We start from the raw sequence: 24,254 nt of genomic DNA on the forward strand, positions 1-24,254 counted from the left end.
CGTCGATATCGAGAGGACTTGGCACTCAAACAGGGATGCCTATTCTGATGGAAAAATCAAGAAGATTATTCCGGACAGCAGTGCGCCTTCGCGGGAACGACGGGGTGGTGCGAATTTCGGCTAATGTGTTTAGTGTCGTAATTACGCACCAAACAGCAATACATTCGTACAAATGTTTATAATGATGGTTTCCCCTATTCACCGGCCATCATGCCGCCCGAACCCTCTTCGCACGATGTACGCTCCGCCTTCCGGCGTGAATTCGTTTCCCCTCATCTCTGGCGCACCCGGATCGTCGTGGTCAGCATGGCTGCCATCGCCGGCCTGGTCGTGGTTGCCTTCACCTGGTTCGCAGAATCCGCCTTCGGACGATTCCAGCAACTGAATGAGCTGGCATGGTGGGCGCCCCTGATATGGACGCCGCTGTGCTGCGCCGCCATCGTCTGGGTGACGCGCCGTTATGTGCGCGGCGCCGGCGGCTCCGGCATCCCGCAAGTGATGGCGGCGCTCGATCCCGCGCTGTCGGGCGGTCGCCGCCCCCTCCTCGTTTCGCTCAAGCTGAGCCTTGCCAAGATCGGCCTGACCTCGGCCGGCCTGCTGGGCGGCTTGTCGCTGGGACGCGAAGGCCCGTCAGTGCAGATCGCGGCCGGCGTGATGCTGTCCGCCCGGCGCTGGTTGCCACGGCGCAGCGGCATCAGCGCGCATTCCTTATTAGTGGCGGGCGGCGCCGCCGGCATCGCCGCCGCCTTCAACACCCCGCTGGCGGGCATCATGTTCGCGATCGAAGAACTGTCGCGCACACCCGAACAGCGCAATAGCGGCCTGATCGTGGCGGGCATCGTGCTGGCCGGCCTGATCGCCGTCTCGGTCCATGGCAACGGCCCCCACTTCGGCGTGATCCATCCCGGCCCGATCGGCCTGGCGCTGCTGTGGCCGGGACTGCTGGCCGCCTTGGTGTGCGGCTTCGCCGGCGGCCTGTTCGCGCGCGTGCTGCTGGCCAGCCTGCGCGGCACCTCGCCCGACCTGCCCAGCCGCTGGCGCGCCCGCCACCCGGTGCGCTTCGCGCTCGGCTGCGGCCTGGCGGTTGCCATCATCGGCATCGTCAGCGGCGGCGCTACCTATGGCAGCGGCAACGAAGCCACCCGCAGCCTGCTGGAGAACGAGTCCAGCGTGCCGGTCGCGTTCGCCCTGTTCAAGTTCGCCGCCACCTGGCTGACCGCCTGGTCGGGCGTGCCGGCCGGGATTTTCGCGCCATCGCTGTCGATCGGCGCCGCCCTGGGCCATGACATCGCCCTGCTGACCGGCTATCCTCACGCGCCGGCACTGATCGCGCTGGGGATGGTCGGCTTCCTGGCCGCGGCGACCCAGGCGCCGTTGACGGCTTTTATCATCGTCATGGAGATGGTGGATGGACACGAGATGGTGCTGAGCCTGATGGCTTGTGCGGTCGTGGCGAGTACCGTGTCGCGGGTGCTCGGGCCACCGCTATATGGCGCGCTGGCGGCGATTCAGTTGCCTCCGCGAGTGATTCGTGAGGCGAGCGATCGCGGCGAGAAAATCGGATAGCGCTCTATCAAGTACGCATGCCGCACAGCAGCAATACGACCTAAAAATGTTTCGCTAAGGGAATACTATTGGTATAGTGCATTTATCTGTTCATAATTTCGTGTCATTTGTGCGTAAATACACTATGCACAATTGAATACATTTTATGAGCATGAAACAATCGGAGAGTTTTGTTGAAGAATGATCCATGTAGAATCCCGACGATTGCGCACTGCATCATGGAAACTCTGTGAATCGGTGGGGTTAAGATTGCTGGCCTGTATTGATAACGCTCTCAACTTGACCCGTTGCAATGACGGCGAAGCTCGTGCCGAACTCTTCGATTTGTATCGAATTCCCGTCAGCAGTATTGCCTCGGGAGCCGCCCCAGTCACGACGGGCCCACGATATCTAGGGTGCGCAAGCAAGGTCCGCAGGCAGTGCTTGTGCACCTGGAGCGTCCGGTCATACCGGGAATTTTGATCCTACTTAGGAGTAGTAAATGTACGATACCAACGCCACCGCGATCAGCAACCAGCTGAAATCCACCTCGGCGACCTTCTTCACCGATGACACGATCGCCAGCATTCTGGACCTGATCTCCACGCCTAACAACGCCACGATCGTTGCCAACAACGTCCAGGCTTCGAACAACGCCACCATCAGCGATGCCGCTGGCGTCGATATCGTGTTCGTGGAAACCTCGGCTACCGAACGCACCAACGTCAACGTGACTGCCGACATCCCGGCAATCTTCTTCCAGGGCGCAGGCGGTGTGAATGCAAGCATCGGTGCCGCTCCAGCACCGAGCGCAACCGGCAACTCGTCGGCAGCAACCGTCGCAGGTCAAGACATCGAGCGCGTTGTGGTTGGTACCGCGGGCGCCGACACCATCACCATCGTTGACGGCAAAAACACCCAGGTCATCGCTGGCGACAAGGACACCGTCGTCGCAGGTTCGGGCTGGACCCACGTGGTTGCCGCACAAGGCAAGAGCACGGTCGTCGGCAACGACAAGACCATCGTCGAAGCAACCGGCGCTGAAGCAGACTTCACCATCGCTACCGCCGATGGCAAAGCTGTCATCGTCAACACGAAGACCGGCGTGTCGGTCGAGCTGACCGATGTGAACTACGTCCAGCTGAACGGCACCGATGCGCTGATCTTCGCTGACAACACGAAAGAAGCCGCCGTGGCCAACCTGTACCACGCTCTGCTGGGCCGCAACGCGGACGCTGCAGGCCTGGAATACTGGTTCGACGTCGCTGAAACCCACGAATCGCTGCACGCGATTGCCGGTGGCTTCCTGGGCTCGGCTGAGTACACCAGCAAGGACCAAACTGACGCCGAGTTCATCGACGCGCTGTACGCAGGTCTGTTCGGCCGTGACGACGCAACTGGCGCCGAGTACTGGCTGGAGCGTCTGGAAGATGGCGCATCGCGTGCCGACGTCGCTACCTCGTTCGCCGAAGCGTCTGTCTCGGGCGTCGAGACCGACATCGTGGGTACGGTCACCATCATCGACCCAACCGCCTAATAAGTAGCACGATGCAACACCCAAAAGGGGGCCCTGCCCCCTTTTTCCTCTCTACGTGCACGTCCCGCCTGCGGGACGATGCACTTCTGACGCGAGCTGTGGAACTGTTCACGGCTGGCCAGCACGCCGATGCGCTACTGGCCGCCGAGTACGTATGCCGCCGCTTGCCCATGAACCGCATCCCCGCCATCCTGCGCGCCAAGATCCTGCAAACGGCCTATCCGTTCATGGCATCCCGCGCCTGGCACGCCGCATGGCTGAGCGAAGCGGAAAATCCCCTGCTGCAGGACATCATGCTGCAGACCTGGCTGAAGGACGGCGGCCGCGCCGACGTTGCCAGCCTGGGCCCGGCCTTCCTGCCCGCGCGCTGCCGCGCGGGGCGCCATGACAGCCTGATGCCCATACTGCGCGCGGCGGGCGTCACCCATACCGGCGCCTGCTGGAAGAATGGCGAGGCGATCGAAGCGATGGTCTTCCTCGGCACAGCCGGCAACAACGCGCCACGCGCGACCCTGCTGCTGTCCGACGAAACCACCCAATACCAGTTCGAGGTGCCCGGCGACGGCGCCCGCGTGCGCTTGATGCCGCCGCGCCCCGGCGCCGTGTGGTCGATCACCCTGCTGCAACCCGACGGACGCCGGCAACTGCTGCCCGGCTCGCCGCTGGCGTTCTACGAGACGCCGACCATTCGCGCCGGTGCGGCGCCGGCCGCGACGCCCCCTGCCGAGACCGATATCCGGCCGGTATCGATCGTGATTCCCGTCTACCGCGAGCTGGCGCTGGTGCGCGCGTGTATCGAGAGCGTCAAGAGCAGCCTGCCGCTCAACCAAACCCCGGCGCGGATCGTGGTGGTGGACGACTGCAGTCCGGAACCTGCTCTGTCGGCCTGGCTCGACAAACAGGCTGCGGCCGGCGCCATCACGCTGCTGCGCAATGCCTGCAACCTCGGTTTCATCGAGACGGTCAACCGCGGCATGCGCACCCACCCGGACCACGACGTGCTGCTGCTCAATGCGGACACCCAGGTGCACGGCGACTGGATCGACCGCCTGGCGCGCGCGCTGTATGCGACGCCGGACGTCGCCTCGGTCACGCCGTGGACCAATAATGGCGAGATCAGCAGCTTCCCGGTGATGAGCCAGGCCGCGCCTGCGCCCGATACGCGCGAACTTGCGCTGCTCGACCAGGTGGCTGCCGAGGTACGCGCCGCTCCCGGTGGCGTGGATATCGAACTACCATCCTGCTGCGGCTTCACTATGCTGATCCGGCGCACGGTGCTCGACGCCGTCGGCATGCTGGATGGCACCGCGCTGATCCGCGGCTACGGCGAGGAAGTCGACTGGTGCATGCGCGCCCGCGCGGCTGGCTGGCGGCACCTGCAGGCTACCGGTGTTTTTGTCGCCCACGAAGGCACGGTGTCGTTCCGTGCCGAGAAGACGCTGCGCGTGGCGCAGAACCGGGGCGTGGTGGTGGCGCGCTATCCCGATTATTACTCCGAGTTTTCGGACTTTACGCGCAACGATCCCCTGTCCAGCGCCCGCGCGCAGTTGCGCGATGCGCTGGCCCAGTCGCGCGCGGCCGGCTGGCTGCGCAAGGCCGACGCCGCGCAGCACACCGCGGCCCTGCCGCAGACGGTGGCCAAGAAACCCTTGCCGGCGACGCTGCCTGCGCTGCCATCATCTGTGCAGCGCATTGCCGTCTGGCGGCATGATCCGCTGGCGCCGGTGGCCCGACAAGTGCTGGTGCTGGCACGCATGCTTGCCAGCCGGCCGCAGCTGCGCTTGCGGCTGCTGGTGATCGGCGGCGCGAGCGATGCGCTCCTTCACACCAGCGTGGTCGACCACGTGCCGGAACTCCAGAGCGATGCCCTGGCGCTGCTGGACGACGTGCGCCTGCTTCAAGTTGCCGGCTGCCGCGTCGTGCTGACCGATGACCCTGCGGGCCTGCCTTCCAAGCTGCGTCCCGTGCTCCTCGACGACGGCTTCAATGCCGCCGCCTGGCTGAACGACTGGCTTACCCGCAACGCAGGCGCCAAGGCCGCCTGACTTCTGGTTTCCCTGAATGAAAAACGAATCCGAAATTCTTGATGAGGCGACTGTCGGCGCCGCGCGTTGGCATGGTGCGCTCGATGGCTTGTATAAACAACTGGTGTACGGTTGGGTCTTCGATCGTAATCGTCCGGACGCGCGCGTGATCGTGGAGATCTGCCGCGACGATGTACCTATCGCCTGCATCCTGGCCGACGTGGCGCGAACCGATCTGGCTGCAGAGCTGGAGGTACTCGGCGCACCTGACTTGTGCCATGGCTTCGTGGCCGATCTTGGCGCGCTCCCCGCTTCATCCGGCGGCGTCATCTCGGCACGCGTGGCGAATACTGAGGTTACGCTGGCGGGCAGCTTCCGGCTCGAGGAATCGAAGACACCGCCGGCGGCCGCCATCAATAACGTCGTCGGGGATGGCGGCTTGCGCCTGCATGGCTGGGCGCTTGATCCAGCCGACCAGAAACGGACCGTGACGGTGTGCGCCTTCGTCGATAATGAGATGGTGGCGCAGGCAGCCGCCGACATCATCCATCCTTCGATGCGCGGCTATATCGACGGTGCGCATGGCTTTGACCTGGCGCTGCCGGCGTCTCTGGCTGATGGCGAAGTGCACAGCGTGCGCGTGGTGGACGACGAGGGACGGCCGTTGAACGGCAGCCCGTTGACGATCTGCTGCTCAATGGATGGCCTGGTCGGCCTGCTGCCGGACGATGCCGACGAACTGCTGCTGAAGGTGGCCGATATCTATCAGCGTCACCTGCCGCGCAGCCTTCCGATGTCGGCCTGGCCGGAATGGTCGGCGCGTTTCGATCGTGAGGGCCCGACGACCCTGCCGACACTCAGCACTGCCGTGATCGTAACAGGCGAGGCGGATGCGGCGGCGCTGGAGCGTACGCTCGCCAGCTTGCAGTCGCAACATGGCATGACCGTGCAGGCATTTTCCGGCGAGCCGTTCGCGGCCCTGCTAGCGCAGGCGCTGGCATCAAACTGCGATGTGGTTTGCTGCGTGCGCGCCGGTGACACTCTAGTGCCGCATGCGCTTGCCTGGGCGCTGGAAGGATTCGCCCTGCCAGATGCGCAGGTGGTTTATACCGACAGCGAAACCAACGGCACGCCGTGGTTCAAGCCGGCATGGAATCCTGACTATGCGCTGGCTAGCGATTATCCGCTCGAATTGCTGCTGGTACGCCACAGCGTGGCGCACGGTCTGCAGGAAGTGCATACGCCTGCGGATTTCGCATGGTCTGCATTGGCTTCGGTGTGGTCAGAGGGTTCAACGAGCGTGGTCCACGTCCCTCGGGTGTTGTACCGCATGCTGTCGCCGCTGAGCACGGATGAGCGTGGCGCTCGCCTTGCTGCGGTTTCGCGCACTCTGCGCGCAGTGCAGCCTCAGGCGCAGATCGAGGAATCGGACAAGCTACCGCCGGGCGTAGTGCATGCCGCCAGACGCGTGCGATATTCGCTTCCGGAAGGCGCGCGTGAGCTGACCGTCAGCTTGGTGATTCCGACTCGCGACCGCGTCGACCTGCTGCAGCGCTGCATCAGCACGATTCAACAGTTCACCGCGTGGCCGAATCTGGAGATCATCGTGATCGACAACGGCTCGGTTGAGGAAGCGACACATGCCTATTTTTCCGAAATCGCACAACAGGGCATATTCGTGCTGCCGATGCCGGGGCCGTTCAACTACGCGGACCTGAACAATCGCGCAATCGCACAGGCAAACGGCGAGATCGTTGGCTTAATCAACAATGATATTGAAGCGCTGCATGACGGTTGGCTCGACGAGATAGTAAGTCAGCTTTTGCGGCCCGACGTTGGTGCTGTTGGTGCAAAGCTACTCTGGCCAAACGGCATGGTACAACATGGAGGCGTTCTGCTCGGCGTGGGCAACGTGGCAGGTCACTTTGGTAACCGATTAATGGATAGCGATTGGGGTGACCATGGTCGGAATCAACTTGTCCATCGAGTTAGCGCTTGCACCGCAGCGTGCCTGTTCTTGCTTCGACAGGATTTTATCGCGTTTGGAGGCATGGATGGCGATGCCTACCCTGTTGCTTTTAATGACGTCGATCTTTGCCTCAAGGTACGTCAGTTAGGAAAAGCCGTTGTCTGGACTCCTCATGCAAAACTATTGCATGCAGAGTCTGCAAGCCGTGGAAGTGAAGACACACTGCAGAAAAAGACACGTGCGCAAAGGGAAATTACTGCGATACGCAAGCATTGGGGACATGTTCTATGTGATGACCCTGCGTACCATCCTTGCCTAAGTTTAGATCCTAATAGTCACGCTTTTGGTGGACTCGCCATACCGCCAAGAAATCGAGCCCCCCGTATCGAAATTAAATTTATTCGTATAACTAGGTGAACTCCACTTCTTCAATCGGAAACCAAAATTGAACGGACTCCGACATATTTATATAACGAATTTCTCAGTCAGAACCCAGAATTCCCATGTCGATCACAGCCAACTCCCAACACGATTTTCAATCAACTACGTCATCACCATCTACAATTAGCCCAAATATCTCAAGAAGTTTCGAAGATATTGCTTATGGTTGCATTGACATGATCAATGACCAAGGAATATTTGGTTGGTATTTACACCAATCGAACACTACCCCATTGTTAAAAATACTGCTTGACGGCAAAATAATAGGATATGTTCGCCCAAAATCACATCGCCCGGATATATCATCAATTATTGGACGTGTAGCAGACTGCGGATTCTTCTTTAAATGGTCCGACATAGCCATAGGAACTGCCGCCACCTTTCCCAACGATGATAGTGAAGTCATCGACCCATTACGTGTTGTTTGCGTCGAGACTAACAGAGAGATACATCAATTGATATCCCAAAAGGATATTCAACTAAACATCCGCCATTGGGTAAGCCAATATGCTTACAAGCATAAAATTTTTTCCAATGTAATAGGAAACTGCGGTGCGATCACTGTCAATCATGCAGAAACAAAAGCTATCGTTAATGCACGTCACAACCTTGGATTAAACTTCACCCGAAACCGTAAGATTTCGGGGAGAATCAGTTGGGATAGTAACGAAAGCAGCATGGCGAGCGCCGTTGAAGTTTCTATCTACTGCGAGGAGAAATTACTAGAGAAAATATTATTAAATCCAAAGAGTGAGAAGTCGTCTGGATTAGCATTATGCTCATTTCTATGGCCTATTCCATCATCATTGCTTGATGGGCGAGAACACAACATCGAAGTAGTCTCATCTGCATCTAACGGAGCATCGGTAACGAAGAGTGTTAAAGTTGGCCACGGACATTTCGATTCGCATATCGAGTACACTGGGAATGGTCAACTTGAGGGCTATGTCATCGAACGAGCTTTAACCCCAAGTGCGAGGAGTATTCAGCTCTATGTCGATTCCAAGCTAATTTGCGAAATCGATGCCAAAACCTTTTCCTCGCCTGAACGTGTTAAAAATACATTCAAAGTAAACTTACCCGCCGATTATCTTGATGGCTCCCCACATCTGGTGGAATTACGCTCTAGCGCCACTATTATTAACACAAAACATTTTATCTGCCAGATTAAAGGATATATTGACGTACTGAATGGTCATGAAATTTCCGGATGGATCTATGAGACATCCGTAAGTCATCCATTGAAGCTTATAGTGTCCATCGATGACTTTGAACTTCCAGCGATTATTGCAGATCTTCCACGCGCAGATGTGGGCGGCAACTTCGGTTTTCACTGCAACTTTGCACATATCTCCCAAGGCAAATCTTCTTTTCGAATTTCCGTTGAACTAAAAGACACAAGAATTCCGGTTCTACAGACACCCAAGTTTTATTTTCGCACTGATGGACTTATGGAGATCGCTCGAAAAATGGCATCTCCTGCGCAAAAAGAATTAGATCAAATTGCAATCGCGAAGTACCTTGCACCCCGCCTGATTAAGCTAATGCGCGAAGAAGTAGGCCAAGGAATAGTAATAGATTCGACGCCGCCGGCAATAAATAAAATTATCAAAATCATCCTACCAGTTTACGACGGTTTGGATGAAACTTTGCGTTGCATCTTATCGCTTTTCAAATCAAAACAAAAAAATGCAACGGAATTTGAAGTGGTTATTATCGACGATTGCGGCCCCAACCCAGCAATAAGTCCAATGTTAAGGAAGGTTGCGGAACGGCCTGACGTAACTCTAATTGTAAATGAAAAAAACTTAGGCTTTGTCCGATCGGTTAATAAAGCCTTACGCTTGACCGCAGGCCATGACGTCGTATTATTAAATGCTGACGCTGTAGTTACCGGAAATTGGCTTGACCGTATCAAAGCTGCCGCATATCGCAGTTCGAACATTGCAAGCGTTACTCCTTTCTCGAACAATGCGACCATCTGCAGTTACCCTGATCCATCTCTGGAAAACTCGATGCCCAGCGATCTGTCCCTTGAGGAAATTGATCAACTTTGCTCGTCATTGAATTCGGGAGTGGCAGTTGAGATTCCAAGTGGAGTAGGATTTTGCATGTTCATGCGTGCTGCGGCAATAACTGAAGTTGGCATTCTCGATGCAGAGAACTTCGGAAAGGGTTATGGCGAGGAAAATGATTGGTGCGTCAGAGCTAGAGATTTGGGTTGGAAGCATGTACACGCCTGTGATACCTTTGTGGAACACATCGGAGGTGTTTCGTTCGGAAAAGAAAAAAAGAGTAAACTAGTGGAAAAAAATCTAGTTATCTTGGAAAAAATTTATCCGGAATACACGCCAATAATTATGGACTTTGTAAAGTCCGATCCTGCCCGAATTTTCCGCAACAGAATCACCGTCGAGCGAATTAAGCAAGCAGCCTCACTCCATTCAGAAAGGCACCTATATATTTCTCATTCATTCGGTGGCGGAATCGAAGTTTTCTGTAAAAATCGAACAACGACTTTAGCGAACAGTAACATAGCAGTAATTATGCTAGAAAGCATTCCGCATAAAAATGAAGTGCGGCTTTCATACGGCGACTTATATGCCGATTATCATGCGAGCAAAAATATGGATGATATGCTCAACGACTTGGGCATTTTGTCCTTAAGTCGAGTTCATTTGAATAGTGATATCGGATATTCTTCCGACATATGGGACATTGCTGAAAAACTAAATATTCCGTTAGACGTTACGATTCACGATTACACAGCTATCTGCCCGCGAGTAACATTTAACGTTGGAAATGGGAATTATTGCGGTGAACCACAAGAGCCTAACCAATGTGACCGTTGCATCGAGAATAATGGCACGTACGGTTATCTGCAGTCTAGATTTAATAAAGTTGGTAAGAGCGTTGCTAGCTGGCGCGATTTTTACAAATCAAAGCTATCATCGGCAAACACTATTTACGCCCCGGACGAAGACGTTGCGCAACGAATAAAAAAATATTTCCCTGAATTAAAGGTAAGCATTAGGCCACATGAACACCAAGGATCTATGCCAGAAATTCGACGGCCAGTAGTTGATCCAGGAGAGATAATGAGGATCGCCGTGATTGGCGCAATTGGCCCTCATAAGGGTTTCGAACTATTACGTGCGTGTATCGAACATGCATATCATGCCAACCTACCATTACAGTTCTCAATCATAGGTTACACATGCAATGACAGCGAGCTAAAAAACTATGATAATGTATTTATAACCGGGAAATTTGAACAGGACCAACTGCCACACCTGTTAGACGAACATAACTGCCACGCAGCACTATTCCTAACTCCAGGCCCAGAGACTTTCAGCTACACTTTAACTGAGGCTTTACTTAGTGGATTATGGCCAGTGGTCCTTCCGATTGGCGCACAAGCATCGCGAGTAAGAGTTACTGGGGTCGGAACAATATTGCCAGAAAATGCTAACGCTAGAGATATCAACAGTGCGCTACTTGCGCTAAGCTCTCTGTGAATGCTCGAAAAACTCCTCTTTCCATGAGGAGTTAAATCAACTACTTCAAGAGCTCCTCTACCTTTTCATAGCTTAGCGGGAGCCCTTTAAGATCATCGACCTCCATTGGCAAGAAACGCTCAGCAGGTAGCCAAAGTACGCAATCAGGCGAAAATTCTTCTATGATTTTATAATCAAATGTATTTTCCCAAATAAATAAGGTATGCGCAAAAGCACACGACACAAGTGGCAGTGCTGCATACGCTGTAGAGGTGCCGAACACCAACAGCCGCTTTGTCGCGTTTCGATTCAGGACGGAAACAACTTCTCCTCGAAGGCGACCTCTGGCCTGAATTGTTTCGGAGATTCTGTCATAGCTATGAAAATGCCCCTCAGTTTCCGGCCTGAGATATCTATCGGTTACTTCGCTTTGAGCAGGATCTAACTTTCCACCTAGATCCCCATAGTATTTTTGGTTTACTGCCACCGGAGGAAGACACACACCATCAAAGAACTGTGGTAATTTTTTTTGAAGTAGTCGATAAATAATTCGATAACCTTCCGCATTTGCATGAGTATCGGTTTTATAAAACACATCGATATTGCTACTTAAGAACTCGTCAATCGGATATATCACACTACAGTTGAATTTGCGGGTCTCATCTATGATTAGAGGAACTGGACGATAATCCGAGACCACAAGCTCCGGGAAATAACGAGCGCAGATAACGTTTTTCTCGGGAACAATTATTGAAGCATATGGAATATTTTTCTTGGCGAGCAACGCTTCACGAGTAGCAAACTGCAGAGCTGTACGATAAATCTTTTCAGGCTCAACGCCGACCTTCCCTGCAATCCGCAAATTTACTTGATTAAAGTCTGTATTTAAGAACAACCAGTTATCTACGCCCTGCGCGACCATTCCTTCATAAACCCACCCCCCTTCATAGAGAAGGCGTCTTTCGCTTGACACCATATATATCTTCAGATCCATGCTTCGATAGAATCCATTTTTCTCATTGGCATCGAAAGAGAAACCATGTTCCGCTCCCCCAATTACCGGAATCAGATCTTGCCTGATTAGGCCTGCAGAACAGCGATAAATCTCTCTTCCATCATTCTCAATTACAACATCGACTGCTCTGCCGGGCGCAGAGGGATCAAACGCCCAACCCGCAATTGTTGAGTCAAATCGGTCAATGTAGCCTCTCACCATTCAATCCTTCACGGCTTATCATAACTTAGTTTTCACACATATCGAATCTGCACACCCATCAATACCAGCGACGGTGAAATAATAGCTTACGGCTGGATAATTCGTTTCGCCAAACTAACGCTGCTATTATTCCGCTTGTTTCGAAGTAATGAAGGAAGCAGCCTGTCGCATCTGCATTTGCCATAATTTTGACTTGACAAGACCATGTAGCACGTCAAAAATATAGCTTAGCGTGTAATGATTTATTGCAGAGTGTACAATCTTATTCCAGAGAGGCAGCATCTCCCTATTTCAAAATAGCCAAGCAGGAGACTGCTTATTGCGGATCACTTTCGCGTCGAGGGTACAAGCCAATAGGTTTACATGATTAAATTAGACTTCCACTGTCATTGCAGACAATATATTTGGCATACAATCAGATACGAGTAAATCCACATCAGCTAAGACGATTTGTGAAGCCAGCCACATATAAATTACTGCGGAGACTAGAACAGATAGCCGAAACGTCCAGTTATCGCGCACTTCATCACACCAACTAGTATTGATTATGCATTGCCCGATGTCGGCTCATTTAGTCGAACATTTCCGCTGTGTTAAACGGGAAACCCTTGGCATCCTTGGCTGACACTATTGGTTCTGCGGAAACCGGCCATGAAATGGCCAACGTTTGATCTCTCCAAGAAATGCATCGCTCATACTCTGGAGCATAGTAATCGGTAGTCTTGTAGACGAATTCCGCCGTCTCTGAAAGCACCACAAAGCCATGAGCAAATCCTTCCGGCACCCACAGCTGAGCCTTATTTTCTGCGCTTAGGATTTCGCCTACCCATTGGCCGAACGTCGGCGATGAACGGCGCAAATCTACAGCTACGTCGAAAACGCAACCAGCAACAACACGTACAAGCTTCCCTTGCGACTGCTTAATCTGATAATGCAGTCCCCTCAAAACATTGCACGCAGATTTCGAGTGGTTGTCTTGTACAAAATTCACTTGACGGCCGATTACTTCTTCAAAACGTGCTTGATGAAAGCTCTCATAAAAAAAACCGCGCTCGTCACCGAACACGCGTGGTTCAATACGCAGGACATCAGGAATGGCTAGCTTGGTATATTGCATCAGAACACTGCTTCTTTCAGTATACGAATCAGGTATTGGCCGTAGCCATTTTTAATCATGGGTGCCGCAAGAGTCTCGAGCTGACCAGCATCTATCCAGCCCTTACGATATGCGATCTCCTCGGGGCAAGCCACCTTTAACCCTTGGCGGTGCTCGATCGTCGCAATAAACTGGCTGGCATCCAGTAGCGACTCATGCGTACCGGTATCCAGCCAGGCATAGCCGCGCCCCATAATCTCCACGTGCAGCTTACCGCTCTCCATATATAGCCGATTCAGGTCGGTGATTTCGAGTTCGCCACGCGCAGATTGCGTTAGAGTACGGGCCAGCTTTGATACGTTCTCGTCATAAAAATACAGCCCCGTTACGGCGTAGTTCGACCGAGGCGCCGCCGGTTTTTCTTCCAGGCTCACCGCCCTGCCCTCGCGATCGAACTCGACCACGCCGTAGCGCTCCGGATCCTGCACGTGATAGGCGAACACACTCGCGCAATCGGTGCGCGCATCCGCACGCTCTAGCAAGGTATTGAAGTTATGCCCATAAAACAGGTTATCCCCCAGCACCAACGCCGATGGCGAATTGCTAAGGAACTGCTCGCCAATCAAGAACGCCTGTGCCAGCCCATCCGGCGATTCCTGCACCGCATACGACAGGTTCAGCCCCCAGCGCGCTCCGTCGCCCAGCAATTGCTGAAAGCGCGGCGTGTCCTGCGGAGTCGAGATAATCAGGATGTTGCGGATTCCCCCCAGCATCAAGGTGCTGAGCGGATAGTAGATCATCGGCTTGTCAAAGACCGGCAGTAATTGCTTCGAGATTGCCAGCGTCGCCGGGTGCAGGCGGGTGCCGCTGCCTCCGGCAAGGATAATGCCTTTGCGCTTCATGGAAGTCCTCACAGCTTGCCTTGCGCCGCCAGCTCGGCGACGAGGCGGTTCACGTGATGGCGCCAGTCCGGCAGCACCAAGCCGAAACTGTCGCAGAATTTCGTGCAGTCCAGGCGCGAATTCGCCGGCCGCACGGCTGGCGTCGTAAACGCACTGGCAGCGATCGGTTGCACAGCGTCCGGTCCCGCTTTCAGTACTGCACCATGGGCCAGCGCCTGCGCCAGCACTTGCTGGGCATAGGCGTGCCAGGTGGTAGTGCCACTTGCTGCCAGGTGATAGGTGCCAGACAAGCTGCGCGCATCGCCCCCCAGGGACGAAATGCGATACAGTGCCAGCGCCGTGGCATCGGCCAGCAGTTCGGCGCCAGTTGGCGCGCCGTGCTGATCGGCCACCACGCTCAGGGTCTCGCGTTCCTTTGCCAGCCGCAGCATCGTCTTGGCAAAATTGCCGCCGTGCGGGGCAAATACCCAGCTGGTGCGCAGGATCAGGTGCTTGGCGCCGCTCGCACGGATACGTTCTTCGCCGTCATATTTGGTACGTCCATACACCGACAGCGGATTAACGGCATCGGTCTCGACCCAAGCGCCATCTTTCGATCCATCGAACACGTAGTCGGTCGAATAGTGCACCAGCCAGGCGCCGCAAGCGGCGGCCTCCTCGGCCAGCACGCCAGGCGCTACGGCGTTGCAGGTGCGTGCGGCCACCTCGTCGCTCTCCGCCTTGTCGACCGCCGTGTAGGCGGCGGCATTGACGATGATATCTGGGGCGAAACTGCGCACCACACCGCGCAACGATTCAGGGTCGCTGAGATCGGCCTCGGCGCGACCGCATGCACGCAGTTCTCCCAGCGGCGCGAGCGCACGCTGCAATTCCCAGCCAACCTGGCCATCCTTGCCGAGCAAAAGAATCTTCATGCGGCTGGCCGTCCATCGGCATACTGGCGGTCGATCCACTCGCGATAGCCGCCGCTGGTAATGTTGTGCACCCATTCGCCGTTCGCCAGATACCACTCGACGGTCTTGCGGATACCGGTCTCGAACGTCTCGACCGGACGCCAATCCAGCTCGCGTTCCAGCTTGCCGGCATCGATCGCGTAACGGCGGTCGTGCCCCGGGCGATCCTTAACGAAGGTCATCTGAGTCGCGTAGGATGCACCATCGGCGCGCGGGCGCAACTCGTCGAGGATGGCGCACAGGGTCCGTACCACGTCGAGATTGGCTTTCTCGTTACAGCCACCGACGTTATAGGTTTCGCCAAGACGGCCATCGGCCAGCACGCGGCGAATCGCGCTGCAGTGGTCGGTCACATACAGCCAGTCGCGGATCTGCTGGCCGTCGCCGTAGATCGGCAGCGGCTTGCCAGCGAGCGCGTTGTGGATCACCAGCGGGATCAGCTTCTCTGGGAAGTGATAGGGGCCGTAGTTATTCGAACAGTTGGTCGTCAATACCGGCAAGCCGTAGGTGTGATGGTACGCGCGCACCAGGTGGTCTGACGCCGCCTTGCTGGCGGAATAAGGGCTGTTCGGCTCATAGCGATGCTGCTCGTTGAATGCCGGCGCCTCGCTCGACAGCGAGCCATAAACTTCGTCGGTGGACACGTGCAGGAAGCGGAATGCCGAACGCGCTTCCGGCTCCAGGCCGCTCCAGTAGGCCCGCACTGCTTCCAGCAGGTTGAAGGTACCGACGATATTGGTCTGGATGAAGGCGCCAGGGCCCTCGATCGAGCGGTCGACGTGGCTTTCCGCGGCAAAGTTAAGCACAGCTCGCACGCGATGCTCGGTCAGCAGGCGCGCCACCAGGGCGCCGTCGCCGATATCGCCGCGCACGAAGTGATGATGCGGATTGCCTTCGAGGCTGGCAAGATTCTGCAGATTGCCTGCGTAGGTCAGCTTGTCGAGATTGACGACTGGCTCGTCATGCTGCGCCAGCCAGTCGATGACGAAGTTCGAGCCAATGAAGCCCGCTCCGCCCGTCACGAGGATGGTCATTCCTGCGATTCCTGGGTAGTTGGTTGGACATCGAGCCGGGCCGGGGCGTCGGCTCGCGTCTGAAAATTGTCATTGACGAGAACCATTCGGTCTTGAGACCGGTGGCGCAACAGAGAGCCTGCTGCGATCATGCTTCACGTACGTACATGCATCCGTTTAATCGCGCTGGAGATTGCGAACATAACATCCAGCACCATTTTCCAAGCGTTCGAGAGGCTTTGTCAATGCGGAAGCACTGCGCATTCCGCCCTGCCATGCCCTACGGCCCGGCTAGGCGCCGCTCGCCGGCCGAGTCTTGTTAGTGCGGCACTCCATGGCATAAGCAGTCTTGTAAGGCTGATCGAAGCAGTTTTGCAAGCCTTCGACCACATCGATATTTGGCGGCCAGCGCATGTTCAGCGTCTGGCCATCCGGCGTTTTCACCTCGAAGTAGCCATCTTTGATGACCAGCTTCTCCCCGGTTGGCGGCGCGAGCGCGGCAAGCCGCTGGCGCGCCGTTTCGAGAGCCGCCTCGTCCCTGCCCAGGAAAGCAACCGTGGCGTCGACATAGGCCTTCCAGCCGCCCTTGTCTTCCTCGCCAGGTCCGCGCGAACGCCGCATCAGCTCGATCGCCTGCGCGTACTGGCCAGAGAAAGCGCGCAGTTGGCCTTCGTGCCAGAGCAGCATGGTGGAATCGTTCTTGTGCAGCTCTCGGTAGTCGCGCAGCAGGTCGGCCGCGACGGGTTCGCATTCCTCGCCCTTGTCGGCGAGCGCGCGCCAACCGCCGCTGAAGTCCTGGTCGAAGCTGTGCTCGTCCAGGGCCAGCAAGCGCGCGCGGTCGTGAGAGCATGCGGCGCTGGCCGTTCCCTGAGGCTGTAGCTGGGCCGCGCTGTACGACGGTAGCAGCGCAATCGAGAGAACGGGAATCAGGAACCGAAATGGCATGGAAGGCTGGCGGGTTCAAACAGCGTGACAGGATACCAAAATGGTTCCACGCAAAATGCGTGCTTTCTCACGCGCCACGCATAATGGCCGCAGCAAGCCGCGTACTTACGCCGCCTCAGCCGCCCTCAACAACGCCTCGATCCCCTGCGGCTCCACCGGCCTGCTGAAACAATACCCCTGCATCTGATCGCACCCATGCTCGTGCAAAAAGGCCAGCTGCTCCGACGTCTCCACCCCTTCCGCGATCACGTTCAGCTTCATCGAATGCGCCAGCGCGATCACCGCATTGACGATCGCGGCATCGTCCGCATCCTTGGTCAGGTCGCTCACGAAGGAGCGGTCGATCTTGAGGCTATGGATCGGGAAGCGTTTCAAACTGGCCAGGCTTGAATACCCGGTCCCGAAATCGTCGATCGCCAGCTGCACGCCCATGTTCGCCAGCCTGTCCATGGTCTCGGCGGCGGCGGCCGGGTTCTGCATCAATACGCTCTCGGTGATCTCCAGCGTCAGCCAGCGCGGATCGCAGCCGGTTTTCGCCAGCAGCGCGGCCACGCGCTGGGCCACGTCCTGGCCCAGGAACTGGCGTGCCGACAGGTTCACGCTCACGCGTACCGGCGGCAGGCCGCGGCGCAGCCAGGCCACCTGCTGCGCCATCGCGGTCTCCAGTACCCATTCGCCGATCGGCACGATCAGGCCGGTCTCTTCGGCCAGCGGAATGAAGTCGGACGGCGCCACCATCGGCCGGCCGTGCGGCTTCCAGCGCAGCAGCGCTTCCACGCCGCTCACGTTGCCGGTTGCGATGTCGACCACCGGCTGGTAGTGCAGCAGGAATTCCTGGCGCTGCAGCGCGCGTTGCAGCGCGCCTTCCATGCGCAGGTGCTCCACCGACTGGGCGCCCATGTCGGCCACGTAGAAACTGTAGTGGTTGCCGCCCGAGCCCTTCGACTGGTACATCGCGCTGTCGGCGCACTTGAGCAGGGTCGCCGCGTCCAGGCCGTCGCGCGGGTACATCGAGATGCCGATCGAGCCGGTCGGGAAGACTTCCTGGCTGCACAGCAGCAGCGGCTGGAACAGGTTATCCAGCAGCTTCTGCGCCACCTTGGCCGCATCGCCCTCCCCGGCCAGCTCGGGCAGCACCACCACGAATTCGTCGCCGCCCTGGCGCGCCACCGTGTCGCTCTCGCGCAGGCTGCTCGCCAGGCGGCGCGCGATCTCGACGATCATCTTGTCACCGGCGTCGTGGCCCAGGCTGTCGTTCACGTGCTTGAAGCGGTCCAGGTCGATGAACATCACCGCCACCTGCGTGCCGGCGCGGTGCGCGTGCACGATGGCTTGCGCCAGGCGGTCCTGCAGCAGCACCCGGTTCGGCAGGCCGGTCAGGGCGTCGTGGTTGGCCATGCGCAGCAAGGCCTCTTCGGCGCTCTTGCGGCGCGAGATGTCCTCGACCACCGAGATGAAGCGCTGGTTGCCGTTGGCGTCGCGCATCATCGAAACGCTGATGTTCACCCAGATCGGCGTGCCGTCGCGCCGCAGCAGGCGCCGCTCGCGCTGGTAGTCGCCGATTTCTCCGGCACGCAGGCGTTTGACCAGCGCCAGCTCGTCGGGCAGGTCGTCTTCATAGGTCAGTTGCTGGAAGAAGCGCTGCAGCAGTTCTACTTCGCTATAGCCCAGGATCTGCGCCATCTTGCGGTTCACGCGCAGCAGGCGCCCGTCGGGGCCCAGCAGCACGATGCCCACCGCGGCCTGGCTGAAGGTGAGCCGGAAGAATTCCTCGCTCTCCTGCAGGCGCAGGCGCGCCTTGCGGCGGAAGGTGATGTCCTGGCCGATCAACAGCAGCATGTGGCCGCCGGCCTGCTGGGTGCGGCGGATGTTGAACTCCACGTAGCGCACGCCGTCGGCGCGGCCGTCCAGCGTCACCAGCACATTGTCTTGCGGCGTGCCGGTACGCAGCGCCTCGTCGACGCGCGCCGCCAGCTCGGCGTCGGGCAGCCACTCCTCGAGCGGGCGCCCGGCCGCCGCGGCTTCTTCGGGCGCGCCGATCAGGTCGGCCATCGTGCGGTTCATCGAGCGCACCTTGCGATCGGCGTCCACCACCACCAGGCCGGCCGGCATGCCGTCAATGACCTGTTCCAGATAGTCGCGGTTCTGGCGCACGTTGCGCTGGTCGGCATGGGCATAGGTGTCCAGCGCCAGCCCCATGTCGAAGCAGACCACCTTCAGCACCGCATCCCAGGCCTCGATGAAGCGCGCCGGGTCGTGGTGCAGCTTCTGCCACAGCATGCTGGATAGTTCAGAGAGGTATTTGCGGTAGGCGCCGATATACCATTTCGGATCGAGCCCGATGCGCTGGTGCGCCGCGCCCACGCGCAGGCGCTCGTGGATGTAGGCCGGGCCGTAGTCGCCAGCCGTCAGGCTGCTGAAATAACCCGCCTGGGCGCGGCGCAGGCGCGACGTGGTCTCGCTGTCGGCCAGCAGCTCACGCATGCGCGGGAAGGCCAGCAGGTGTGCATAAAAACTGTCGGAGAAGGTATCGCGCTCCTGGTCCAGCAGCTCGTGCACCTCGCGCAGGATGGCGGCGTCGCGCTCGTCGAGCTGCAAGAAGCTGCGGCGCGCCGCGATTTCCTCGTCGTCCAGGCCGATCTCTCGTGCCAGGGCGTCGATCATTTCACCGGTTTCCCTCCCGCGGCCCTGGCGCGCTGGTGCGGGCTGCAATGTAGCGCTTGTTGTACCGTGTTTCGTCTGGATATTCATCGGGAAGACCCTGGCGGCGTGACGCCGACCAGAATTAATAGCAGCTCGGACATTTTGGTTGCATGATAGCAAACCCGATATCGGACTTCCCGGCTTCTTTGCTAACTGTTGTTTATTGAGCGTTGGTAGCGCCTGGAATTAATCTGGCTTAAGAAACGGCGCACCTTGCCCTGGTTGCGGCAAGTGGATGATGAAACTCGTTCCCCGGCCCAGGCCGGCGCTCTCGACGCTGATCGCGCCTCCGTGCAACTCGACGATGCGGCGGGCGATGTACAAGCCCAGGCCCAGGCCGCTCGCATTGGCCTGGGTTTGCAGGGTAAATGCCCCGAACACATGCGGCAGGTCTTCGGGGGCGATGCCCTGCCCGCTGTCGGTGACGCGGATGTGCACGCCGTCGGCAGTGCTCCTGATCGCCACCCCGACCGCGCCACCTTCGGCGGTGAACTTGATCGCGTTGAGGATCAGGTTCCACAACACCTGCTGCAGGCGGCGCGGGTCGGCATCGATCTGCAGATGGTCGCCGAAATCGGCCGGCGTCACGCTGAACGCGATGCGTTTGGCGTGCGCGGTCGCCTCGATGGCCGACACGGCGTCGCGCACAATCCTTCCCAGCGATACCGGACCGCGCTCGATCGACATGGTGCCGGTGAGCGTGCGGGCGGCGTCGATCAGGTCCTCGACCATGCCAGCCTCCTGGCGCACGTGCACGCGCATTGCCGTCAATGCCGTGGTCAGCGCCGGCGGCAGGTCGTGCATGGTCTTGAGCAGCAGGTCGATGCGCATTGCCAGCGCCGACAGCGGCGTGCGCATCTCGTGCGAGACGGTGGCCAGGAACAGGTCGCGCGTCTGGCTCACGCGGTTGAGCTCATCGATCGTGTCGCGCTGGCGATCGAGCGAATCGGCCAGTGTGCGCAGCAGTGCGCGGAAGGTGGCCAGACGGGCTTCGGCCAGCGGTGCTTCGAGCCGCACTTCGTTCCACAGGGCCGGGCCGGGCAGGTCGACCTGCCTGGCCAGCTGTTCGCACGCCATGGGCGAGCTGAAATCGCGCCAGCGCCAGCCGAATACCACGGCGCCATAACGTTCGCCGGCGCGCGTCAGCGGCAGGCCGCACACGCACAGGCCATGCCATTCTTCTTCGGCATAGTCGTCGCCGGCGGCCAGCGCCGCGACCAATCGCCGCTCAAGCGCCAGGCCCGGGCCGTCCTCGCGCCACAAGCGCGAACTGGCCAGCAGGCGCGCGGTGCGCGTTCCGACCATCGGCCCGGCCTTGCGCTGCCCCTCGATGTCGTAGGCCGACACCACCAGGCCGCTGGCCTGGCAAAACTGCTCCAGGGGCGCTTCCCACTCGCTCCAGTCGGGTTGGGAAGAATGCGGCCGGGCGATCCGGATCACGGGGCATCTTCCACCGGCAACTCGACCGACGGCGGCAAGGCATCCCCCTGCGCCACCGCGACGTCGATGGCGGGACTCTGGCGCGTGGGCGAGCGCGACAGCAGGCTCGAATAGGCCGAGAACGGCAGTTGCGGCACGGCGTTGGCCGTGGCCGTGGGCGACGTGTCTTCGTCGAGCAGCGCCACGCCCCCGGCGGCGATGATGTATTCGCGCGTGACTTGATGGATGCGGCTGCCGCGCACCTTGGGAATCGCAATGGCGCGGCGCAAGACCGTCGAGATCTCGACGTAGCTCAGCAGGATGATATTGTCGACCAGGTGAGAGCCCTTGAGCTCCTCGCTGATCTGCGACACGCCCAGCAGCTCCGGGCTCTCGTAGTTGAAGAACACCGTCGCCAGGCGGTTCTTGCAATAGGTCGCCAGGGCGTACAGGTAATCGGCGACCTCGGAGCGGCTTGACAGTTCATACACGGCGACCGAATCGAAGACGATGCAATCGATCCCTTCGCGTTCGGCCAGGCTGGTGACGCTGTGGAAGTGCACATCCAGGTCGAGTTCGAGCGGCGACTCGTACTGCAGGAACAACTCGCCGCGCGCGATCATGCCCTCCAGGTCGAAGCCCAGCGAAGCGGCGTTGCGGATCAGCTGGCGCGGATGCTCGTCGAGCGTGACCAGCAGGGTCTTGCGCCCCTGCCTGACGGCCGCCGTCAGGAACTGCACCGACAGGACAGTCTTGCCGGTACCCGAAATCCCGCTCACCATGGTGACCGACCCTTCGTACAGACCGCCGTCCATCAGGCCGTCGATGGCCGGCACGCCGGTCGAAATGCGCTGGTCGGAGGTCGGCTGGTCATCGATCGCCTTGGGCCGCGAATGCGCGCGGCGGTACACGTGCACGCCCTGGTGCGCCTCGATCCGCATGGTGTGGCTGCCGCCGATGAAATCCTGGCCGCGCGACTTCGTCACCGTCAGGCGCCGCTCGACCCGGCGCTTGTGCTCGGCGCGGGTGAGTTCAATAATGGTGTCGAACACGAAGCGCTCATGCGCAGGGGTCGCCATCGACTCATCGCGTTCGGCCGTGACCAGGGTCGTCACGCCCAGCCGGTTGAGGCCCTCGATCAAGAGGTGAACGTCCTCGCGGAACGGCAGGTCGTGTACTTCCGCATACAGGCGCATCGGCGTCAGGCCGTCGATCAGCAGCCGCTTGGCGCCCATGCTGCGCAGCGCGTCGGCAAATGCGCCGTCGCCGTTGCGAAACTCCGACAGCAGCACGGCGGGGCTGGTCTGGATGATCTTGACCATGCCCTTGTCGATCTGTGCCTGCAGGTCCCAATCGAAGCCGGCGGCGTCGCGCAGCAACTTGGCCGAATCGAGCTCGAACGAGACAATCACGCCCGGCTCGCCGTACTGCGCCGCGCCCGCGTGGATGAAACCCAGGCCGAGCGTGGTCTTGCCCGAGCCGGGCGGACCTTCGACGATCAGGTTGTTATGGCGCGGAATGCCACCGAGAAAGATTTCATCGAGCCCGGCAATGCCGGTATTGATCAGGGTATCCAAGTGGTGCCTTATGCGTAACGTTGCTTTATTGAGTAACGGACACAGTCTAGCAGTTACACCGCATGGTTGTTGGCATCCCTTGAGGGATTGATATGCCCGCCATGCGATGCCAATTACCCACACCCGCGCGCGCACAAGCGCTGCGCTGTCCAGCTTTGCGATGACGCAAGGTTTCTGACTCAAATGAGGGGAAAGTGATTGATGGACACAATCTCAAGGAACTCATCATGCCGCTTCCCTCCCTGCTGCCGCAACTTGCCTTCGCCGCATTCGGCTGCGCCCTCTCGGCCGGCGCCCTGGCCAATGTGGAAGTCACCCTGACGCCGCTGCAGCCGACGGTCGGGCGTGGCGACAACGTGCTGGTGCGCGTCACCCTGACCAATGCATCGGGCGCCGCGCAGCACCTGCTGCGCTGGCGCACGCCGCTGGACGGAGTCGAGATGCCGTTGTTCGACATCCGGCGCGACGGCCAACCGGTGCGCTACCTAGGCCGGCGCATCAAGCGCGCCGCGCCGGGGCCGGCGGACTATGTGCGGCTCGATCCGGGCGCTTCGCTGAGCAAGACTGTGGAGCTGTCGGTGCTGTATGAGATGAGCGTCACCGGCAGCTACACGATCAGCTACCGCAGCGCGGCCATGCCGGCGCCGGGCGCCGGTGTCCAGGCGGTGGTCGGCGAACTGGTCTCGAAGCCGGTCAGCATCTGGGTCGACGGCCGCCTGCCGCGCGGCGCCAGGCCGGCCAGCATGGCGCCGGAACCGGGCGGCGCCGGCCTCGCCTACGCCAACTGCTCGAACGCCCAGCAGGAGCAGTTGGCGACGGCGATGGATGCGGGACGCGCGATGACAGTCGACAGCCATGCCTATCTCACCTCGGGCAAGCAGTATGGCGAGCGCTACACCACGTGGTTCGGCGCGCTCGACGCCGCGCGCGGCGCCAAGGTCACCAGCAATTTCACGGCCATCAAGGATGCGTTCGAGAACAAGCCGGTCAAGATCGATTGCGATTGCGACGAGCCGTATTTCGCGTATGTGTATCCGGCGCGGCCGTACACCGTGTGGGTGTGCAGGGCGTTCTGGGCCGCAGCCGTGACCGGCACCGATTCGCGCGGCGGCACCCTGCTGCACGAGCTCAGCCATTTCGACGTGGTGGCCGCGACCGACGACCATGTGTACGGCCAGGCCGGTGCGGCCGAACTGGCGAAATCGGCGCCGGAGCGGGCGATCAATAACGCGGATTCACATGAGTATTTTGGGGAGAATACGCCGGTGCAGCAGTGATGGGCGGGGGGGCGATATATAGCTAACGCTGGCAACGGCCAGCCCCCCAGCACGTCGTTCCCGCGCAGGCGCACTGCTGTCCGGGATAATTTGAGGGGAAATTGCTGGAAGGGTTGCAGGGACTGGTTTACCGGCGTATA

General features: G+C 58.8%; 15 protein-coding genes. 6 read left to right on the top strand and 9 right to left on the bottom strand.

The window, feature by feature from the left end:
- The first annotated feature begins 210 nt into the window (after positions 1-210).
- The 5 genes from FVD38_RS25625 to FVD38_RS25645 all read left to right on the top strand — a co-directional run bounded on the left by FVD38_RS25625 (position 211) and on the right by FVD38_RS25645 (position 11,034).
- The gene (locus FVD38_RS25625) at positions 211-1,566 is read left to right on the top strand and encodes a chloride channel protein (protein ID WP_147937377.1); all 1,356 of its coding nucleotides are present in this window, start codon (positions 211-213) and stop codon (positions 1,564-1,566) included.
- A gap of 481 nt (positions 1,567-2,047) precedes the next feature.
- Complete coding sequence (locus FVD38_RS25630) at positions 2,048-3,082, top strand: DUF4214 domain-containing protein (protein ID WP_147937378.1); 1,035 nt, start codon at positions 2,048-2,050, stop codon at positions 3,080-3,082.
- A gap of 170 nt (positions 3,083-3,252) precedes the next feature.
- On the top strand, positions 3,253-5,127 hold the full coding sequence (locus FVD38_RS25635; RefSeq protein WP_187271712.1) for a glycosyltransferase family 2 protein: 1,875 nt from the start codon (positions 3,253-3,255) through the stop codon (positions 5,125-5,127).
- A gap of 16 nt (positions 5,128-5,143) precedes the next feature.
- Positions 5,144-7,492, top strand: coding sequence for a glycosyltransferase (locus tag FVD38_RS25640; protein ID WP_147937380.1), 2,349 nt, complete (start codon positions 5,144-5,146; stop codon positions 7,490-7,492).
- Positions 7,493-7,578: 86 nt separating this feature from the next.
- The gene (locus FVD38_RS25645; RefSeq protein ID WP_147937381.1) at positions 7,579-11,034 is read left to right on the top strand and encodes a glycosyltransferase; all 3,456 of its coding nucleotides are present in this window, start codon (positions 7,579-7,581) and stop codon (positions 11,032-11,034) included.
- A gap of 40 nt (positions 11,035-11,074) precedes the next feature.
- On the opposite strand, the gene FVD38_RS25650 is transcribed toward FVD38_RS25645, so the two are convergent.
- From FVD38_RS25650 to FVD38_RS25690, 9 genes are all read right to left on the bottom strand, one after another.
- Positions 11,075-12,229, bottom strand: coding sequence for an alginate O-acetyltransferase AlgX-related protein (locus tag FVD38_RS25650; protein WP_147937382.1), 1,155 nt, complete (start codon positions 12,227-12,229; stop codon positions 11,075-11,077).
- 571 nt (positions 12,230-12,800) lie between these two features.
- Entirely contained in the window at positions 12,801-13,346 is a 546-nt protein-coding gene (rfbC, locus tag FVD38_RS25655) for a dTDP-4-dehydrorhamnose 3,5-epimerase (protein ID WP_147937383.1), read from the bottom strand.
- A complete protein-coding gene (gene rfbA, locus FVD38_RS25660) occupies positions 13,346-14,227 on the bottom strand; it encodes a glucose-1-phosphate thymidylyltransferase RfbA (RefSeq protein WP_147937384.1) in 882 nt (293 codons plus the stop codon). Before rfbA ends, rfbC begins: the two co-directional genes overlap by 1 nt.
- Positions 14,228-14,235: 8 nt before the next feature.
- A complete protein-coding gene (gene rfbD, locus FVD38_RS25665) occupies positions 14,236-15,141 on the bottom strand; it encodes a dTDP-4-dehydrorhamnose reductase (protein ID WP_147937385.1) in 906 nt (301 codons plus the stop codon).
- Positions 15,138-16,214 (bottom strand): dTDP-glucose 4,6-dehydratase, encoded by a 1,077-nt coding sequence (gene rfbB, locus FVD38_RS25670; protein WP_147937386.1) that lies wholly within the window; start codon positions 16,212-16,214, stop codon positions 15,138-15,140. Before rfbB ends, rfbD begins: the two co-directional genes overlap by 4 nt.
- Before the next feature lie 270 nt (positions 16,215-16,484).
- Positions 16,485-17,021 (bottom strand): hypothetical protein, encoded by a 537-nt coding sequence (locus FVD38_RS25675; RefSeq protein WP_229494002.1) that lies wholly within the window; start codon positions 17,019-17,021, stop codon positions 16,485-16,487.
- Positions 17,022-17,243: 222 nt separating this feature from the next.
- On the bottom strand, positions 17,244-19,802 hold the full coding sequence (locus FVD38_RS25680) for an EAL domain-containing protein (RefSeq protein ID WP_147937388.1): 2,559 nt from the start codon (positions 19,800-19,802) through the stop codon (positions 17,244-17,246).
- Between the two features lie 225 nt (positions 19,803-20,027).
- Complete coding sequence (locus FVD38_RS25685) at positions 20,028-21,281, bottom strand: sensor histidine kinase (protein ID WP_147937389.1); 1,254 nt, start codon at positions 21,279-21,281, stop codon at positions 20,028-20,030.
- Positions 21,278-22,837: an ATPase domain-containing protein gene (locus FVD38_RS25690; RefSeq protein WP_187271713.1), complete on the bottom strand. Its 1,560-nt coding sequence runs from the start codon at positions 22,835-22,837 to the stop codon at positions 21,278-21,280. The genes FVD38_RS25685 and FVD38_RS25690 overlap by 4 nt, the downstream gene beginning before the upstream one ends.
- A gap of 227 nt (positions 22,838-23,064) precedes the next feature.
- Between FVD38_RS25690 and FVD38_RS25695 the strand changes: the two genes are divergently transcribed.
- Positions 23,065-24,114, top strand: coding sequence for a M35 family metalloendopeptidase (locus FVD38_RS25695; protein ID WP_229494005.1), 1,050 nt, complete (start codon positions 23,065-23,067; stop codon positions 24,112-24,114).
- Positions 24,115-24,254 lie beyond the last annotated feature (140 nt).

Origin of the sequence: Massilia arenae (assembly GCF_008014745.1) — a bacterium.
Classification (GTDB): Bacteria; Pseudomonadota; Gammaproteobacteria; order Burkholderiales; family Burkholderiaceae_D; genus Telluria; species Telluria arenae.

Excerpts from the sequence above, each read along its gene's own strand:
- rfbA (WP_147937384.1), bottom strand. The coding sequence starts at position 14,227 with ATGAAGCGCAAAGGCATTATCCTTGCCGGAGGCAGCGGCACCCGCCTG.
- FVD38_RS25695 (WP_229494005.1), top strand. The coding sequence starts at position 23,065 with ATGCCGCTTCCCTCCCTGCTGCCGCAACTTGCCTTCGCCGCATTCGGC.
- rfbC (WP_147937383.1), bottom strand. The coding sequence starts at position 13,346 with ATGCAATATACCAAGCTAGCCATTCCTGATGTCCTGCGTATTGAACCA.
- FVD38_RS25635 (WP_187271712.1), top strand. The coding sequence starts at position 3,253 with ATGAACCGCATCCCCGCCATCCTGCGCGCCAAGATCCTGCAAACGGCC.
- FVD38_RS25650 (WP_147937382.1), bottom strand. The coding sequence starts at position 12,229 with ATGGTGAGAGGCTACATTGACCGATTTGACTCAACAATTGCGGGTTGG.
- FVD38_RS25630 (WP_147937378.1), top strand. The coding sequence starts at position 2,048 with ATGTACGATACCAACGCCACCGCGATCAGCAACCAGCTGAAATCCACC.
- FVD38_RS25680 (WP_147937388.1), bottom strand. The coding sequence starts at position 19,802 with ATGATCGACGCCCTGGCACGAGAGATCGGCCTGGACGACGAGGAAATC.
- FVD38_RS25625 (WP_147937377.1), top strand. The coding sequence starts at position 211 with ATGCCGCCCGAACCCTCTTCGCACGATGTACGCTCCGCCTTCCGGCGT.
- FVD38_RS25645 (WP_147937381.1), top strand. The coding sequence starts at position 7,579 with ATGTCGATCACAGCCAACTCCCAACACGATTTTCAATCAACTACGTCA.
- rfbD (WP_147937385.1), bottom strand. The coding sequence starts at position 15,141 with ATGAAGATTCTTTTGCTCGGCAAGGATGGCCAGGTTGGCTGGGAATTG.
- FVD38_RS25640 (WP_147937380.1), top strand. The coding sequence starts at position 5,144 with ATGAAAAACGAATCCGAAATTCTTGATGAGGCGACTGTCGGCGCCGCG.
- rfbB (WP_147937386.1), bottom strand. The coding sequence starts at position 16,214 with ATGACCATCCTCGTGACGGGCGGAGCGGGCTTCATTGGCTCGAACTTC.